This is a genomic window from Klebsiella oxytoca (genome assembly GCF_009707385.1).
Lineage (GTDB): Bacteria > Pseudomonadota > Gammaproteobacteria > Enterobacterales > Enterobacteriaceae > Klebsiella > Klebsiella oxytoca_C.
Window position 1 is genome coordinate 4644732 of record NZ_CP046115.1, and the last position, 17647, is coordinate 4662378.

The window sequence follows — 17647 nt, forward strand, 5'->3', positions numbered from 1 at the left end:
TCGTGGATATAATTCCAAGTCCGGCACCACTTATTCAGAGAACCCAGCCTATGGCTGGGTTTTTGCTTTTCTGCGACCGGACTCTCCATCGCACTACGTTCGATTATTCGCCGCACAGCGGCTTTATCCCTTCCTGTATCTGCTAAAGCCGCGTATGCGGCCCTCAACTTCGTCGTTACCGGACATCAATACAAGTTACATCGTCAACATGAGGGATTCTGGGCTCAAGCTAATCATCGCCCTTTATCAGGGACTAATTAATCTGCTGCGCTACGGGCACTATAGCGCCCTCGTCGTTTATATAGGACGGATAAATCGTCGTAAGGCGCTTCTTCATGGGAAAAACGCTCTTCCCTCCCGGTGCAATCATTCCCCCGTTGGCAACCACGGTTTTCCCTTCTTTATCCTCAGTGATATTCGCCAGGGAGACAAAGTAGGGGGTAGGATTTGAGCCTTCAATTCCACCATTGACCTTTTTCCAGACGACTGACTTTCCAGCCTGGTTGGCGCTGCCAGTAAGTCCCTGGGGGCGGTAAAAAATTTTAATTCTTGAACGCACCGCCATTTTCAGCTGGTTTTTATTTTCTTTTTTTGTCGCCGGAATTTCCAGCACGTTTAGCCAGAATAAGGATTCTTTATCGCCGGGCAGTTTTTCTCCCGTATATATCATGCGCAGCGTCTGGCCTTTACCGCCGTTGATGCGGTTAATCGGCGGAGTAATCGTAAAGGGCGCCCTGGCCGTCTCCGGCGTGGCATCAGGGTCCCCGGCGTCAATCCAGACCTGCGCGAGAGCCGGTTTATCTCCGACATTATCAATTTTTACCGTTACTTCGCGCTCTTTTTCCGGGTAGACGAAGCGGGTTCCGGTGATGACGATATCCGCGAAAGCAGAAGACACCATAGAAAAAGCGAAAATCGCTACGGCAATATGCCTGTAAAATATGCTGCGAGGCATCGTATATTTCTCCCTTGTCGGCCCGCTGGTCAGGCAGGCTGAACGTTTAATAAGCCAGCCACTCAATTCATTTGCATATAAAATGACGGTATATTCATAAACTCGTGGTCACAGATAGGTGATAGTAAAAACGACGGAGCCGTTCGCGGGCCCTGCCGTGACGCTGGTATCAGACTGAACATAGCGAGCTTTCAGCGGGATGGTATAGGTGGCGTTATCTTCCTGCAGAAGATTAGGTAGGTTAAACTCGCCGGAACCATCCAGCGGTATGCTGCCGGATACATTTCTTTGTGATAATTCAATACCGACACCAGTAGCTGAACCAATACCACTATCAAGCTTAGCCAGGTCAGGGTTACCTTCAATAACTCCGTTAGCGCTTCTAAATCCAATTGCTACAGTGTTTTTACTATTTGAGCCGCTCAAATAGTCGATACTTTCCATGTATCTATAACTGCTATAACCATAGAACGGCGGGCAATCTTTTAATACAATATCAAAATCTTTCCATTCAGTAACGGTACCTGGACCAGTAAAATCGCTGACCGCATGGTTGCCGAGATTTACCTCAATATTCGATGTTGCCAGCTGGCATGTTTTTGTATGTACGGTTGTCGTTCCTGTGAAATTAAGATTAACAAAAACATGATTTACTACAAAAGGGGAGTTAGACCCGGATGAAAACCGGAATGAAGGAAATGAAGCCCCCTGGACTTGCTGTGTGCCGACCGGAATTGGCCCTGTTTTTATAAGTTCTATCTTTACTGCACTGAATTGACCTAACCCCTGAGTCAGAGTTCCATAACCTAGTGACGTAGTGCGCTCCCAGGTATCAGGAAACGAGCTAACGTCAAAATTTGAACCATTTGTATAAAAAATCACCCCTATTCCAGGAACATTAGTCGGAAAGACATCCTTTCCATTAACTCGATTTGCTGGCCCTGAAGGCGTGCTCATAACCTCCGCCGTTGCATAGGTGTTCATCATATATGGGCCATTACTTATATCTTCTACGGTTACAGTACATGCATAATTTGTGTATCTGGGAATTGGAGAATAATCTTGACTATACAGAATTTTCCCTACAGGTACATCTTCACCGACTGTGGATATTCCAATACCAACAACAGGAATTGAAACGTTCTCAGTGAAAAGGTCTGTGAATTCACAATGAAGAGCCCGGGCCTGAGAGGTGAACAGGCAGGCCAGACCGATGCCCAGACACGTTATTAGTCGTATTTTTGCATTAAAAAAACGAGTGATAGTTAATGACACTTTCATTTAAACCCTCATAAATTACTGTCAGTGCATATCATGTTCAACCGGATTCGGGAGAAACGGTAAACGTCCATTGTTAACCAGAGAGGCATTATCGCCTGCGGCATGAGTGCTTTCCCTGAAAGTGTAATACTCAACGAATTCACAAAACTTCAGCATCATATGCAAATCCTTTTTATTCGTTAATCTCATCTTCTTCATTAAACTGGTTCTCGACTGATAGACCGTTTTTTTGCTTTTGCCCAGCGCGAGAAAAATTTCATCCATGTCGTATCCCGAGATTAAAAAAAAGAACAGCTCCTTTTCAGAAAGGCTCAGGGAGGCCAGCGGGTTATTCCGGGTTAACGGGTGCTTTTTCTGCCCGGCGCTGTGGATAATATACCGCAGCGCTTTCTTTATTTTACCGACCGGGCCGCACAGCGGCAGGAAAGGAACCCGGCCAAACTTCATGTCGGTTAAGGAAATAAAAACGTAATAATCTGCCCTGATGATTTCTTTATAAATTTTATACCAGGCCCCTCTTTGGGTATAAATGTATTCGGTATCAATAAGGGCCACCCTGAAATGTTCAGGCTGGTTAATAAAAGCAGGGTGAGGCCCTGAGCGCGCCTGCTTTTCATCCGCCGGGCATTCCGCTATGAGCGACTCGAGGGCCTTTTTCAGGTAGATATTCAGGGTCAGAATATTCACTTCGGTGGTCTGTGTAAGGTGATTGATAATCATAATGTCATCCCTGTCGGAAATTAAACGGCCGTACCGTTATGCGCGAATGAACAAGGAGCCCGGCGCCGTGACAGTCAGGCCTGGCAGCGTGGCCCTGATTTTTCATTTCTTTTTATTTGCACGTTTCGGTCAGCTTTCTGAACCCGGACGGTTTCTCCTCGTTAACCCGATAGGTTATCCGGCACTGTTCATTATCCCCGCTGCCCCACCTGACGGTCAGCTGCCCGGCGGCGGCTTCCGTCAGCGCATATATCTGCCCCATCTGCCCGACGCTGCCGACATTAGCGCCGGCGGCATCAAACACCTCTGCACCGAACGGTAACGGTTCGCCTTTTGCATTCTGCGCGTTAATCAGCAGCGGTATCCCTTTGCGGGTATTAAAGACAACCTTGCTGACCGCGCCCCAGTGCGGGGCGACTTTCTCGGTGGTATTGCTGAGCTCTATGTCCTGTGACAGCCCTTTCGGGTCGATACTGACTTCGTTCATTTCATACGGGGTCAGGTACGGAATAGCCGCGTGCCCGAAGCGGTCAATTTTCAGCCCCGGATAGCCGCCGACTCTGGCGCCTTTCGCATCCTTCGCCTCGACCACGGCAAAGGTGTCCCCCGTATAAGGCGTGGCCACCACGCCGTTCTGCCAGGCAATCACCGTCCCGCTGGCCGCCAGGCTGCTGTTCTGGTAATGCTGACCGGCGCCATAGCTGGCCGTCAGATGGCTGTAAGGCGTGCGCCATCCGCCGCTGGCGGTCATGCTGCTGCCGGTGCCCTGGTTATAGTTCGCCGCCGTCAGACCGTAGTTATACTGGTTGTCTTCCCCGTAGGTGCCGGAAAGGCCCAGCTGCTCCCCCATGCGGCCGTTGCCGCTTTTGTTCAGACTGGCGGTCAGCATTGGCACATGCTTCTTATCGTATCCGCCCAGCGGGGTGGAAATATTCAGCAGAAAGTTGTTTTCCATTTTCCCGCTGTAGTTTCTGACGCGTCCGGCGCTGAGGTTATAGTTCACCCGGCCGAAGTTATTGCTGTAGCCCATCTGGTACTGAATGTCAGACTTGCCGTTGTTCCAGTAATCCTGGGTGTACCCGGTGAGATACAGCTGCCCCCGTCCCGGCCCCAGCCCCTGGTTCATGGTGATGTTCAGGCGGTTTTTCGGACGCCATATTCCGGAGGCCAGGCCACCGCGTTTCTCTTCATCAATGGCGCGCATGGCGGTCTGGAAGTCGTAATACCCGGCGGTGGAGAACCGGTACGCCGCGATAGTCAGGTTGCTGTCGGTATCGGGCAGATATTTGCTGTAGCTGACCTGGTAGCTCTGGCCGCCGTTCGCCGTGTCCTCCGTGGTATTCAGGTGCACCCGCGCCTGGGTGACATCGACGGAAAACGCCCCGACAGCCGTGCTGATAGCCATCCCCAGCTGCACCGCATAGTAGGCAGCGCCGCTGCCCTGAATACCGGCGTAGCCGGTCAGGATATTCGACAGCCCGCGCTGATAGGTCGCCTGATACAGCGTCGGGTTAAAGGAAAGGCCGGGGTCGTTCAGTCGTCCTGCCACCACGTCATAGCGGTGGGCGCCCGGACGCAGCAGCTGGGTCACCGACGCGTAGGGCACCCGGAAGCTCTGCACGCTGCCGTCGGCTTCCGTGACCGTCACATCCAGGTTGCCGCCGTAACCGGTGGGGTATAAATCCTCAATCGCGAAGGCCCCGGGCGGCACGGTGGTTTCATAGATAATGCGGTCGTTCTGGCGGACGGTGACCCGGGCGTTGGTGCGCGCGATACCGCGGATGTCCGGCGCATAGCCGCGGCGGGACTGCGGCAGCATCCGGTCGTCGCTGACCAGCTCAACGCCGCGAAAAGGTAACGTGTCAAAGAGCTGCCCGCCGGTGGAGGTTTCGCCCAGCAGCACCCGGCCGAGGATGGATGAGATATCCTTTTGCACGTAATTGTTGATGGACTGATAGTGGCCGCCGCTGCCCTGCTGACGGCTGTAGTTACCGTCGTGGCGGAAATACCAGCCGCCGATATTCAGCCCGCCGTTGAGGCCAATATAGGAAGAGGTGTAATCCCTGCCGTGTGAGCGGGTGGTGTAGGTGCTGGCGTTGTAGCCCAGTAAGGCGGCCGGAATACCGGTATCCCATAAAGCCGGGCTGACATACCCCCGCGCGGTATTACGCAATAATGCCTGCGGGATTTCAACATCCAGCCGCTGGGTGGAGGAGTCATAGATGATGCTGACGCCGGGTAATAATGCTTCAAGGTTATAGCACTCACGGTTCTCCCGGAGAGCGGTGGTAAACGAGGCCGGGACTTTATCGAAATTGATATTCAGATTTTTAATCAGGTCCGCGGTGATACAGGGGCGCACTTTTTTATCCGCCTGTTCGGCAAATAACACCGGGCTCTGAGTGACGGATTCACCGTTAACGAAAATATCCGTTGACCAGGTTCCGGGCGTGGCGGAGCCGCCGTTTTCAAAACGGGACAGATCGATTTTCTCCTCACCGGAGGTGTTCAGAAAGACCGGATCGAACGTCAGGTCCTCGCTCCCGAAAGCGGCCCGGGTCGGGCTCATCACGGCCGCCATGACCGCAAGGGCAATAAATGAATATCCGCACTGAAGACGCATGACGCTTTTTCCTTGTGACTGATCCATAAAACGGTTGTCGGGGTTACAGGGTGTAATCGACCTTCTTGAGGGCACCCCAGTCGTTGACGTACTCGTACGTCAGGACAGAGCCGGCCCCGGCGCGCACGTTGGCAGGCAGAGTGAAGGTGTAGCGGCCCGTCGGGGGCACCATCTCGCCTTCCACAGAGCCTTTACTCCCGACGCCTTTCAGGGAGATTGAGACCAGCGACACAAAGTAGGGAGAGGAATTGATGGCGGTCAGCTTATTGCCCGACACGGACCAGGTCAGGCGATCGGCGGCCTCGCTGGCTTTAGCGCGATCGGCCAGGGCCGCAGGACGGTAAAAGAATTTGATACGGGTGCGAAACGCGACCTGAAGCCGGTTATCTTTTTCATTTTTTTTCAGGGCCGGGACTTCGAGGACATTCAGCCAGTAGACCGATTCCTTGTCCTGTGCCAGGGCCGGGACGCCGGTGTAGCTGATGCGCAGGGTCTGGCTCTTGTCGGCGTTGATGCGATTCACCGGAGGCATCAGGGTGAACGGGGTACGGATACGGTCGGGGCTGGCGTTCATATCCCCGTCGTCTATCCAGCTCTGGACCAGCACCGGCAGAGTTCCGGTGTTGGTGAGACGGACGGCGACTTCCCGTTCCTGGCCGGCATAGACCACGCGAGTGCCGTTGATAATAACGCTGGCCGACGCTGGCAGGGACACGGCCGCAGCCAGCAGGCAGGCTGAGGCAGGAAGGGTGCGGATAAGGGCTGAAAAGGCCATACGGGACTCCTGAATGGCGGGGGGAGCGGACTCCCCCCGAGGTACGGATTACTTGTACTGCAGGTTGTAAACAACGCTGCTGGTGACGGTGCCCGGGGTGGTCTGGGCATTCGCGAAGTATTCAACGGCGTACGGCAGCAGTGCGGTACCGTCAGCGTTGATGTCGACATAGGCCATGCCATCAACCTGATCGGTGTTACCTACGTTAATCGGCGCATAGCTGTTGGAAGCATCCAGCAGGCGCAGGTCAACGTTAGTGGCGCTGCCGCCGACGTTTTTCAGACGACCGGTGCTCAGATCAACGGTGTTACCCGGCTGGAAGAACGCCGAGACTTTAGAGTGGCCGCCTTCGGTGCCAATCACGCAGTCGGAGATGTTCATGTTGAAGGAAGTACGGCCGGTGGTGTCGCCGCTGGCGGTCAGCTGGTTTACGCCGACGGTCGGCAGGATGACGGTCGCGTCGGAGCCCTGGCCGTTAATATCCACTTCGCAGGTGGTGTCGGTCAGCTCACCGTTAAAAGTAATGGTCCCGGTGGAAGCTGCCTGGGCGGAAAATGCTGCGAGAGCGAAAACAGCAAAGAGGGAGGTACTGACGACTGACTTTTTCATAAAATTATCCTTAATTGATTACTTTTGGTTTTACATGATTCAGGCAAAGAGAACCCTGCCTCAGCATCATGAATGCTGATACAAAAAATGGTGGATGGTCATATTTAAATTAAAGACATCCCTGTATTATTATCGATATCAGGTACGCTTCGGGAGTAAAACTCACCCCATAGTTCCCAGCGTCAAATAATATTGACATCTATCATTAATCGATAAAATACCCTAATGAACTATCAAACGCGCAATTAAATACCATTACGATAACTAAATTGCTTTTTACCATCCGTTAAATTAATAACGCGATCTATTGTGGTGCTTCGCGTATACAGCGGCGTTATCTTGTCATTTATCAGGTAGTACCCTTTCCCTCTGACGCGCATAAATAACTCGCTTTTAATACCAAGCTTATTCAATTTTTTATTTAAATTCTGCATCACCTGCCACAGACGATTATAGGTACCTGAGAGATCGTTCTTTTCCCAAACGTTAAGAATGATTTCATCGTCTGTCACAACACCTTTACCAGCATGCTGTATAAGATAAAAAAGCAGCTCGCCCATAGTGTTTCTTAGCTGGCACGAGCTACCCTTATGGCTAATAAGCTGCTGTTGAAATGGTAAATAAAGAACAGAGGAATCGATAAGATATCCATACAGTTTATTCATATGCATGTCCGTAACTGCTCCATATTCAGATGCTCCGTTTTGTATATTTATCATATCTTTTTGTTACTCTGATTGAACCCAAGTCATAAAAAAAACATATGTGAAGTAAAAAAAGCCAAAAAAGCAAACCGCAACAAAATAAAACTCCATTGAATATCTTAAACAAAAAATAAAACTTCAATAAAATCGGGTTGATTTCAATAAAATTCCAGAAAAATAAGACCAATCCCAATGAAGATGTAAATTTTTTTTATCTTCATAAAGAAAAATCTTAGACTGATTGTTAATTAGTTGTTTAATGCAATCTCTATAAATGTTTCAGGAATCATCCGTTTTGCCTTGTTTAAGCCACGCTCAGTCCCCACACCCGTCGACAAGAACCAATATGGAAATCTAATAAATTTAAAAAACCAGTTTAATTAACCATTACAAATAAGATTAAAAGAATAACAAACTAAAAAAGAGGCCAGACACCGAAGGATGGCGAGCCAGATGAGATATCTGGAGGATGTACTGCTGATATTCATCCTGAATGGCAGCACATGGCGCTCTGGATTAACGGATGAACAACGCCGGGCGGTATTAACCGATAGCGTAAATAGCGGCATCGCAAAAATCATGCACCTTGAGAGCAGCCACGCGATAGACCCGGACCGCTCGTTACAGGAAATAGGCCTGGACTCGATGATGGCGGTAATATTGCGACAACGCCTGGCGGCCGTTACCCATCTGGAATTGCCGCCAACCCTGCTGTTTGATTATCCAACCCCGAATGCGTTGATCGCCTATCTCTATCAGCAGACCGGGCAAGCTGCTGCCGGTAAGCACCACGCTCCGGTTGCGTCGGATAGCCAACGCCCGACGCCAACGAAAGATACCGGGATACCGACGCCTGAGGCAGGGATGCTTTCACAACAGGTTGCCCGGGCCTTCAACGCCCGGCAATTTGAGCATGGTCAGCAATTGCTGGATATCATCGGTGCTATGGCGGGCAGGCTCACCCATGACAGTCTGCCGCTTGCGGGAAGCCCGGCCGTCAAACTAGCAACCGGCCCGGATCAACCGGAGCTTTATTGCGTTGCGCCATTTTTACCGATGGGGATATTTGAATACGCAGATTTTGCGGCGCAGTTTCAACAGCAAAGAAACGTCTGGGTACTCCCTAACCCCGGTTTTGCCGCAGAACAAAGGCTACCGGGCCAAATCAAGCAGGTGCTCGACTATTACCAGAATGCGATTGCGCAAAGTTCGCACCATCACCCCTTCGTTTTGGTCGGACACAGCGGCGGCGGCGTGCTGGCGCATCTTCTTGCCGCTCACCTTGAGTCTCAGAGCATTCAGCCTGTCGCCCTGGTTCTGATAGACAGTTATCCCTCCGGGAGCATGACGCCTGAGTTCAGGAATTCGCTAATGCTTAGCCTCGGCGCGCTGTGGTCGACGATGCCGCCGGCCGATCAACAGATGATAGCCAGCGCGTGGTATCAACAGCTGCTGGCCGGTCAGAGCCTGCCGCCAATTAGTACTCCAGCCATGTTAATACGCTGTCGGGATCCTCTACCTTCTTTGCAAACGTCTGATAGCAACGCATGGCAAACACAATGGCCGAATGCAGCCATAACGGTCGATGTTCCAGGAGATCATTTCTCCATGATTCATCAATATAGCGATATTACCGCCGCGCAAATCCGGCAGTGGCTGGAGACTTGCTAGTATATATATGCTTCGGTGACATTCTTCATTTCAGTAGAGGCTCCAATGATCGAGACAACCCATTTTTTAGGCGCCTGGCGGTTGGTATCAGCCGAATTTAAACTCAGCGATGGCAGTAAACGCTATCCGTTAGGTAAAGAAGTCGTTGGCAGGCTGAACTATGATGCGCACGGAAACATGAGTGCCCAGCTCTATCGTGCCGACCGGCAGAATTTTATTCATGACGATCAGACAGCAGCCACTGCTAATGAGATCAAAGACGCCTTCATATCATCGGTATGTTATTTTGGCCGATATACGCTGGATCTGGAAAATCAGACGATTATCCATTTTGTCGAAGGAAGCCTTTTCCCTAACTGGATTGGCGGTAAGCAGCTGCGTTATTTCCACTTTGAGGATGAGAAGCTGTTTTTATCCACCCCACCTTTCGTGATGAACGACGTTACGCAAACCGGCACCCTGGTCTGGGCAAGAGTGGCAAACCCGAGCCATACCGAGCCTGAACAAGATTAACTGGCGTTCAGATTTCCTCTGTCGCGTCAGGTTGGCTCAAATTCCTGAGCTCGGCCTGATGCATCTAAAACACATTTGCTATGTAGATCAATAAATTAAAATAATCCCTCTGTGAATTTTATTGTTTATCAACCTCTTCTTCAGGGCCGTAAAACTATGGCGCCATATCATTCCGCTAAACAGCGCCATATTCACTACTCTGTAATATCATACAAATGAAATTTGTATAAATTGAAATAGATTATCCTTGCATATTATAAAAAATAAAAGTTTTAAACTTCATTGTTTTATGCGCAATTTAAAAGAAACAAAAATCCTAAAATCAGACAAAAATAGAGTTTTCAACTAAAAATAAATTCAAAGCCAGATTTAATATTCAGTAAAAACCAAAATCAAAGCCTTAAATTCTTAGCAAACAGGATTATTGATCTCTCATTTCAAATAAAGGTACTATCTAAAACGTATAGGGGATTTATACCTGACGTTCTACAGAACGAATCAGACGGGAATAACAAGGAAATGGAATTCATTGTTTTCACTTCCAATATAAAAAAATACTTTAAAAATCAGTATGATAAATATTGATTAGCATCGCTTATTTCAATAAAAACCCAAATACCCGTATCTAAAAATGATGTAAAAGCCATGTTATTTACGTGAGCCTTTTTAAGCAGGTGTATTGCAATCTATCGTTTTACCCAGGATTAATGCTGTTTATTTTCTACCAAGGAGCCATTATGTTTAGTTCGTTAAAAATTATCGCGATTGCTTTCTTCGTTGCTACCGTTACCGGCTGTACCGGCAGCGTTTATAACAAAGAAAAAAACTGCAACTATGATTACTTATTACATCCGGCAGTTTCGATTTCAAAAGTGATCGGTGGTTGCGGCCCGGCAGATAAGTAATATCAGGTCAGGGAACTGGTATTATGCTGGTCCCTGCTCCCAAAAAACCTTCTCATATTAATGAGTTACCTGTAGCTAATCACATTAAAATATTGTGCTATCTATTATATACAGCACGACGGTCAACTATGACCGCCGTGCTGCATGTAAGCTCAACTTTCGAAAATCATACCCAGAACAGCATACTGAACCCGGTCAGTACGATGATACAAGCGATGTTCAAAAACAGGCCTGCACGCATCATTTCATGCTGTTTGATATGGCCGGTAGCGAAAACAATAGCGTTTGGTGGAGTCGCTACGGGCAGCATAAAAGCGCACGACGCAGCGATGGCAATTAACACCGACAGAATCACTGGCGACAGTCCGAAAGCTTCGGCAACCGAGGCAAACACCGGAATTAACAAAGCGGCACTGGCCGTATTACTGGCAAATTCCGTTAGAAATACCACGAATGCGACAATGACCAGAATAATGATAAATATCCCCATATGAGCGACCATCGAGCTGATTTGATTCGCCAGGAACAGGCTGGTGCCGGTTTCCTTGAGGACATTACTTAAACAGATGCCGCCGCCGAATAATAACAGCACACCCCAGTCAGCCGTTTTTTCTATATCCTTCCAGTGAACAACTCGCGCAAAATTCACTAAAATAATGGCGCCCAGGGCCACAATAGTATCAAAAGACTTAAATCCGCCCAGCAGCTCATTAATTGGGCCGCTGAATATCCAAAAGAATACTGTCAGTCCAAAAATAGCCGATGTGACTATTTTTCCTTTATCCCAGTTGACCTGTTCAGTACTAATCTCAAAGGTCCCTTTGAGGTCCGGTCTGAAGACAACGTAGAGGATAGCGATTGCGGTGGGAAGCAATATAAGCATTGCCGGGAAGCCAAACTTCATCCAGTCAATGAAAGAGAGTCCAACCTCAGCGGCGGCAATGGCATTCGGCGGACTGCCGACGATTGTCGCCATCCCGCCAATACTGGCACTGTATGCAATGCCGAGCAGGACAAAAACATACGTCGAGTGGCTACTTTTGCTATTAACTTTGCTCAAGATGCCCAGAACTAACGGCATCATCATGGCGGCCGTCGCGGTATTACTGATCCACATAGAGAGCGCAGCTGTAACACCAAATAACATAAAGACTGCGAGGCTCATTTTTCCCCGCGCCATCGCCAACACCTTGTCGGCAATGACTTTATCAAGCCCCTGCACGTGCATTGCAGCAGCCAGAGCAAACCCTCCCAGGAACAGGAATATCGTTGAGTTTGCGAAACTATTTAATGCAGCCTGAGTATTAAAGACCCCCAGCAGCACGGCCATTACCGGAACTATTATTGCCGTAACGGTAACGTGTAGCGCTTCTGTCAGCCATAACACGGCGATAAAAGCGAGCATACTAAGACCCATGACCACTTTGGGTTCATAGGGGAGCGTATTGTAGAGAACAATAAAGAGAACAATATCGAGAAGGATAATGATATTGTTCCGATTGAAAAACCACTCATGGGTATTGGTGGGTAAAGGAGTCATGTCGTTTTTATTCATACTGGCTTCCTTGTAACTGGTTACCAGCGAATCATTACATGCATATGTCCTGAAAGTATAAATTATGTTCTCGATCTGTTAACTGAGTCGTAAAAATCGAATTCCCCGGCGCATGATTAATTGACCATGATATTTCAGGAAATGGTTTCCAAATATAAAGTTATTTATTGGAGCAGAAAGGTTATTACGAATCGCCTTATTCGGCCGCATCTATTAACCCGCAAATAAAAAACGTCGTTTCATAAAAGAACTGAGGGACCAGCCCTCAGTTCTTTAGTTGAACGATTTTTATTATGCGCGGATAAATGCCAGTAAATCGGCATTAATCATCTCAGCGTGAGAGGTATGCATCCCGTGCGGCAAACCCGGATAAATTTTCAGCACGCTGTTAACCAGTAATTCATGCTGCATAAGGGCGGCATTTTTATAAGGAACAACCTGGTCGTCATCGCCCTGCATAACCAGTACCGGTACCGTGATGGCTCTTAAATCCTCCGTCTGGTCGGTTTCTGAAAATGCTTTAATACCCTCATAATGGGCTTTGGCGCTTCCAGTCATTCCCTGACGCCACCAGTTCTCAATCGTGCCCTGCGAAACCTCAGCGCCTTCACGATTAAATCCATAGAAAGGCCCGCTGGCGACATCAAGGTAAAACTGAGAGCGATTAGCGGCTAGCGCCTTACGGAAGCCATCGAAAACTTCAACTGGCGTGCCTCCCGGATTGTTGACCGTTTTAACCATCAGAGGAGGTACGGAGCTGATAAGTACCGCCTTAGCAACCCTTCCCTGCGGCTGACCGTATCTGGCAACATAGCGCGCAACCTGACCACCGCCGGTGGAGTGCCCTACGTGAACCGCATTATGCAGATCCAGACTTTCTACCACCGCCGTAACGTCGGCAGCGTAGTGGTCCATATCGTGCCCTTCACTAACCTGATCTGAACGACCATGACCGCGGCGGTCGATGGCGATGACGCGATATCCTTGCGCCAGGAAAAACAACATCTGGTTATCCCAGTCATCGGCGCTCAAAGGCCAGCCGTGGTGAAACACAATCGGCTGCCGATCTTCAGCACCCCAGTCTTTGTAATAAATGTTCACGCCATCTTTGGTTTTTACGAATGCCATATTGTTTTCTCCTTCTATAAATATCTTTAGCGTCAGAATTCGATATAGTTATTCCCGTCATACTTCAGGTTGCGTGGGCACTGGCTGCGCACTCGCCCCTTTGGAGCCAGCGCAAGCGCTATTCAAAACGGTTAACCGTTTTGTCCTGCAACACGAATTATTTAGGGTAGAGCTTCACTGCTGAATATTCGCTATTACGTTAATAAACAGGCTCGAACAAATTAATACCTGTCATCGCTAGGGATAGCGAACGCTGATAATACCGCTGCCGTTAAAACTCCCTGCGCTGTCTGGCTCTCCGGAGAGCTGTACCGAAAGCTGATAATGATTGATACCGCTAGAACCCTGTAAAGTTGTGCCCAACGGCTTGTCATCCAGCGAAAGATTGGCCGACATTCCATTTGATAATGGAATCTCATCACCTTCAACTAAGCTAAGTTTAAACTTAACATCGGCAGTACATGACACATCTACGGGCTTCGTTAACACTTTTGTCGTTGCTTCACTTTTATTCATCGTGCCAAAATCGAAATCAATATTGGCCGTCTCCATTGCACACCACTGCGAAACGTTACCCGAATATCCAACGCACTCCGGATCGCCGGGCGTACTATTAGGCAAGCCATCCCATAGGGTTGATTTAATTGTTGTCCACGACCCCGAACCCGTTCTGGGTGTATTCACGCCAAAACCAAAGCAGACAAAACTTCTTTTACCTACATTACTATAATGTGTGATGGCCCAGGAACCACCAAACTGTGAATTAACGGTTTCTGCAAATACTTTAAACGATCGTGATGAGTCAAAATAGCGCAGCATACCCTCGCCAATAAAATAATCGTCGTCCCATATATGATACGGGCCATAATAAACATCTGCGCCGACGGTGATACCCCGGCTGGCAAAAGCTTCTTTGACGGTTGTCTTTTCATCCCAGTCCCAGGCGGTAAACGTCTGGGAAATAAACGCACCTCGAGGGTTATACCAGATATCTCCACCATTACTCTGCACATAAAAACCAACAATATATGCCGGCATTGGCCATGAATAGGTCAGCACAGCTTTTGCATAAGGGGAACTCAGAGTCAACATCATGATTGAGAGCAACCATAAAATTCGTTTTCTACTAAAAATAAATTTACCCATACATCAATCCGACTATATGTTCACACGCAGCTACTGGTAAACTGCTTTTAAAGTTGCCGTGGCGCTAAAATCCCCTTTTTCAAGGTTTGCACCAGCTCGTTGTACCAATACGGCTTCCAGGCTGGGAATACTATTAATACTAATATCCAGGGGCTCATTTATTTTAAAAGGCACACCATTTTGATAGATTTTAATGCCAAGGTCGGACTGTTCAGCAGAAACGAGCGTCGCATCATCACTATCAAAATCGGCAGATATCCCCGTCAGGCTCAGCTTTAGCGCAACTCCGGACACATCTCCCTGCTCACAGCTGATGTCATAGGGGATTGGTTGGCGAAACTCACCGGAGTCGACCTTGTTTACCGCGACATAGCCAAAGGAAACTTTGATTGTCCGATCGTTATTTATTGAACACGCAGGCGTATCTAAAATCACACCGGAGACATTAACAACAGTTATATCACCATTATTTGCGGCAAAAATCCGCGGTGAAATAATAGCCAACAGAATAGCGAGAAAAAGAATCCAGAGTTGCCTGTCCCATACCATTACTTGACTTCCTACAGTAAACTTAGCTTAACGTCAGCGTGCTGGCATCAGTCCTTTCCAGTACTTAGACAGCTATTATTGTTACATTTAAAGCTTAGCGACTTCATCGTGCCATAGTCATTGACATAAATAAGCTTTGGCGAGATACCAACAGTTTTGGCGTCAATATTCAAATCAGCAGTAGAAAATGGTGCCACCATGGTGGCCACAAATTCCGCCACGTCCTTATTTTTACCATCAGGCAAAAAATCAACGAAAGAGTAATAATAAGGCGTTGGGTTTTTTATCCTTAAGCTATTACTGTTCTTTTCTAAACTCAATTTATCTCTACCGGGTAAAACAGAGACAGACGGTTCAACGACCAGGGCCTTTGGCCGCCAGAATACTTTTATCGTTGTCTGCATCACCAGAGTAAGCACATTGGGTTTATTTCCCTTAGGGGGAATCTCTCGTAAATTCAAATAAAAGACGCTTTCACGATCCTCGGGCAATTCTTTCGTATCAGGTAGCGCCTGGATTCGTATCATCGTCTTTCCGTCAGCCTCAATCCTCTGTAACGGAGGCAGTACGATCAGCGGCCCCTTAATTTTTTCCCCTCGTTCATTTTCCATCCAGCCTTGCGCTAAATAGGGCTCTTTCTGGCTGCGGTTTGCAACATTAATACTAATAGAGTTATTGCCTTCATTAAAAACGATTCTGGATCGGTCTAATGTTAAGGCTCCATAAGTTGGGGTAAGAACCGCACTACTTAAAATAAGTGCAGCGCTTCTGAAGAGAAAATATCTTATTTTCTGTTTCATTGCATGATCCGTTGTCTGGGGCGTCTTTTCTTCAGCGTTTCCGGTAACAGTGAAAGGGCTAAGGATTCACGCACTCCGGTGCTGCGTTTATTACTCCTTATCCGAATCTTTTTTTGTCGAGAGGTCATATCAAGCAAATAAAGTAGTTGAAACTTCGTCAATAGACCGACTTCCGTTTGTACACCTAACTTCTTCATGACGTTACGCTTGTAGCGACTGTTTTGTTTGGCGTTTCCGCCAACATGACCTCTCTGAAGATAGCCCCACATAAATGCTAGCTCGCCAAAAGTCAGTAATATATCCTCATTCGCGGCTTGAGGTTCATCATCACAGTCCTGTAACTGATTTATCGCCTCGCTTAACGCCAGCATCGAAGAGTTATCGCTGATGATTGACACGCGATCGCCGTAAAATATGCCGCTTAACTCCGAAAGTTGCCGAGTATTAACGACTATCACTACTTTTCCGGCGGGCAATTTTGGACGTCGACTCCATTCCAGTTGATAAAAATTATCCGCAAAATGCAAAACACTTATTTCCTGAGCACCCTTGCTGCTGTGGGCGGCTGGCATCTGCTTCACCCATTCAATGACGCCCTGGCGAAAAAAATAATTGGGTGAGAATACATTTACTTTAAGCCCTGAAGGCGCGATAACGCGTTCTTTAACTATCATGTTGCTCGCCAGTGAAGGATATTATTTCGTCCTTTTCCTGTCTTCATGCAGATGGCATGACCCTCCTGCACTAAAATCATCAATCGCTGACGCATGGTGTAAATACTTATTCCCAGATCCTCCGCCAGCTCCCTGGTAGTAAGCCAGGATTGACCAGAAGAGGTCTCCGACAATAATTGAAGATGCCTTATCAGCGCGTGTTTCCAATCCTGCTTTTTACCCCGTCCTTTCCCTTGTGGAGGATGTACGTCCTCCGTTACCGGCGCAAGAAAGACATCATCAGGGCAAGTTTCATTGATGATTCGCTCCGGCCATAAAAAGCCTTGTCCCAGCGTGGCTCCGCTATTGATGGCATGAAGACGGTCATCATCGTTTTCTATCCCCTCAACCAGAACCGGCACGCCCTGGGGGCGAATCTTATTAATTAATCCCGTCAACGCCTGAGGATCCTTATGGCGCAGCAGTAATTCTTCCCGGTCCGTTTTCACACCAGCAAACTGCACATTCAGTGCATTAACCGTATCGACCAGCTCGCTGGTGACATCGTCCATCCAGATGGACCAGCCTGCCTCCTGTAGCCTCATGATGCCCGCCACCAGCCGATGACGTGCGGCGAGTGACATATCGCCTAATCTCTCAGGATCCTGAATCTCAATAGCGACGCGCGCTGAGAACAGGCTGTCCAGTAATCGCTCAATGCTGGCCTTATCGGAAAGCACGCATACCGGCAGATTTATAAAAAACAGACCGCGAATTTTTTCATGACTCAATACATTGGCCTGCCAGAAAAAAAGCGACAGGTACTGCGCGGGGGTCAGGCTACGAAAAAAGTCAACAACATCAACATTGTCATGAAAATAGGTCAGCACTTCGCTGCCTACCTGAGTATTCGTTTTGAGATCGATCAAAGGCTGTAGCCGAATTCCCTCAATAACCTCTGCCGGGCTGTGCTTGCCGGAAGAATATTTCACTGCTGAACTTCTCTCCAATTTATGCGGCATGTAAATCTGGTTCATGTGAACTCCTGTTCCTGCCTTTC

General features: G+C 48.3%; 17 protein-coding genes. 3 read left to right on the top strand and 14 right to left on the bottom strand.

Annotated elements, in window-relative coordinates; genetic code table 11:
- Positions 1–253: 253 nt before the first annotated feature.
- From GJ746_RS21630 to GJ746_RS21660, 7 genes are all read right to left on the bottom strand, one after another.
- Positions 254–955, bottom strand: a complete 702-nt coding sequence (locus tag GJ746_RS21630; RefSeq protein ID WP_154682033.1) for a molecular chaperone — start codon at positions 953–955, stop codon at positions 254–256.
- A gap of 108 nt (positions 956–1063) precedes the next feature.
- Positions 1064–2236, bottom strand: coding sequence for a fimbrial protein (locus GJ746_RS21635; protein WP_154682034.1), 1173 nt, complete (start codon positions 2234–2236; stop codon positions 1064–1066).
- Between the two features lie 21 nt (positions 2237–2257).
- A complete protein-coding gene (locus tag GJ746_RS21640) occupies positions 2258–2956 on the bottom strand; it encodes a helix-turn-helix transcriptional regulator (protein WP_154682035.1) in 699 nt (232 codons plus the stop codon).
- Between the two features lie 112 nt (positions 2957–3068).
- Positions 3069–5579, bottom strand: a complete 2511-nt coding sequence (locus GJ746_RS21645; RefSeq protein ID WP_154682036.1) for a fimbria/pilus outer membrane usher protein — start codon at positions 5577–5579, stop codon at positions 3069–3071.
- Between the two features lie 43 nt (positions 5580–5622).
- The gene (locus GJ746_RS21650; protein ID WP_154682037.1) at positions 5623–6354 is read right to left on the bottom strand and encodes a molecular chaperone; all 732 of its coding nucleotides are present in this window, start codon (positions 6352–6354) and stop codon (positions 5623–5625) included.
- A 48-nt stretch (positions 6355–6402) separates the two neighbouring features.
- Complete coding sequence (locus GJ746_RS21655; RefSeq protein WP_154682038.1) at positions 6403–6963, bottom strand: fimbrial protein; 561 nt, start codon at positions 6961–6963, stop codon at positions 6403–6405.
- Between the two features lie 245 nt (positions 6964–7208).
- A complete protein-coding gene (locus GJ746_RS21660; RefSeq protein ID WP_195908766.1) occupies positions 7209–7628 on the bottom strand; it encodes a winged helix-turn-helix domain-containing protein in 420 nt (139 codons plus the stop codon).
- 492 nt (positions 7629–8120) lie between these two features.
- Between GJ746_RS21660 and GJ746_RS21665 the strand changes: the two genes are divergently transcribed.
- The 3 genes from GJ746_RS21665 (at position 8121) to GJ746_RS21675 (ending at position 10756) form a co-directional block, all read left to right on the top strand.
- Positions 8121–9338: an alpha/beta fold hydrolase gene (locus GJ746_RS21665; protein ID WP_195908767.1), complete on the top strand. Its 1218-nt coding sequence runs from the start codon at positions 8121–8123 to the stop codon at positions 9336–9338.
- 45 nt (positions 9339–9383) lie between these two features.
- Positions 9384–9851, top strand: coding sequence for a lipocalin-like domain-containing protein (locus tag GJ746_RS21670; RefSeq protein WP_154682041.1), 468 nt, complete (start codon positions 9384–9386; stop codon positions 9849–9851).
- 737 nt (positions 9852–10588) lie between these two features.
- Positions 10589–10756 carry a DUF4223 family protein gene (locus tag GJ746_RS21675; RefSeq protein WP_154682042.1) on the top strand — a complete coding sequence of 56 codons (168 nt, stop codon included), beginning with the start codon at positions 10589–10591 and terminating at the stop codon, positions 10754–10756.
- Between the two features lie 166 nt (positions 10757–10922).
- Here GJ746_RS21675 and GJ746_RS21680 read toward each other — a convergent pair whose 3' ends face one another.
- The 7 genes from GJ746_RS21680 to GJ746_RS21710 all read right to left on the bottom strand — a co-directional run bounded on the left by GJ746_RS21680 (position 10923) and on the right by GJ746_RS21710 (position 17624).
- Positions 10923–12311: an SLC13 family permease gene (locus GJ746_RS21680; RefSeq protein ID WP_154682043.1), complete on the bottom strand. Its 1389-nt coding sequence runs from the start codon at positions 12309–12311 to the stop codon at positions 10923–10925.
- A 291-nt stretch (positions 12312–12602) separates the two neighbouring features.
- Complete coding sequence (locus GJ746_RS21685) at positions 12603–13439, bottom strand: alpha/beta fold hydrolase (protein ID WP_154682044.1); 837 nt, start codon at positions 13437–13439, stop codon at positions 12603–12605.
- 237 nt (positions 13440–13676) lie between these two features.
- Positions 13677–14585, bottom strand: a complete 909-nt coding sequence (locus tag GJ746_RS21690; protein WP_154682045.1) for a hypothetical protein — start codon at positions 14583–14585, stop codon at positions 13677–13679.
- A 30-nt stretch (positions 14586–14615) separates the two neighbouring features.
- Positions 14616–15134: a fimbrial protein gene (locus tag GJ746_RS21695; RefSeq protein ID WP_154682046.1), complete on the bottom strand. Its 519-nt coding sequence runs from the start codon at positions 15132–15134 to the stop codon at positions 14616–14618.
- A 47-nt stretch (positions 15135–15181) separates the two neighbouring features.
- Complete coding sequence (locus GJ746_RS21700; RefSeq protein ID WP_154682047.1) at positions 15182–15934, bottom strand: molecular chaperone; 753 nt, start codon at positions 15932–15934, stop codon at positions 15182–15184.
- A complete protein-coding gene (locus tag GJ746_RS21705) occupies positions 15931–16608 on the bottom strand; it encodes a hypothetical protein (RefSeq protein WP_154682048.1) in 678 nt (225 codons plus the stop codon). Before GJ746_RS21705 ends, GJ746_RS21700 begins: the two co-directional genes overlap by 4 nt.
- The gene (locus tag GJ746_RS21710) at positions 16605–17624 is read right to left on the bottom strand and encodes an EAL domain-containing protein (protein WP_154682049.1); all 1020 of its coding nucleotides are present in this window, start codon (positions 17622–17624) and stop codon (positions 16605–16607) included. The genes GJ746_RS21705 and GJ746_RS21710 overlap by 4 nt, the downstream gene beginning before the upstream one ends.
- Between the last annotated feature and the right edge of the window lie 23 nt (positions 17625–17647).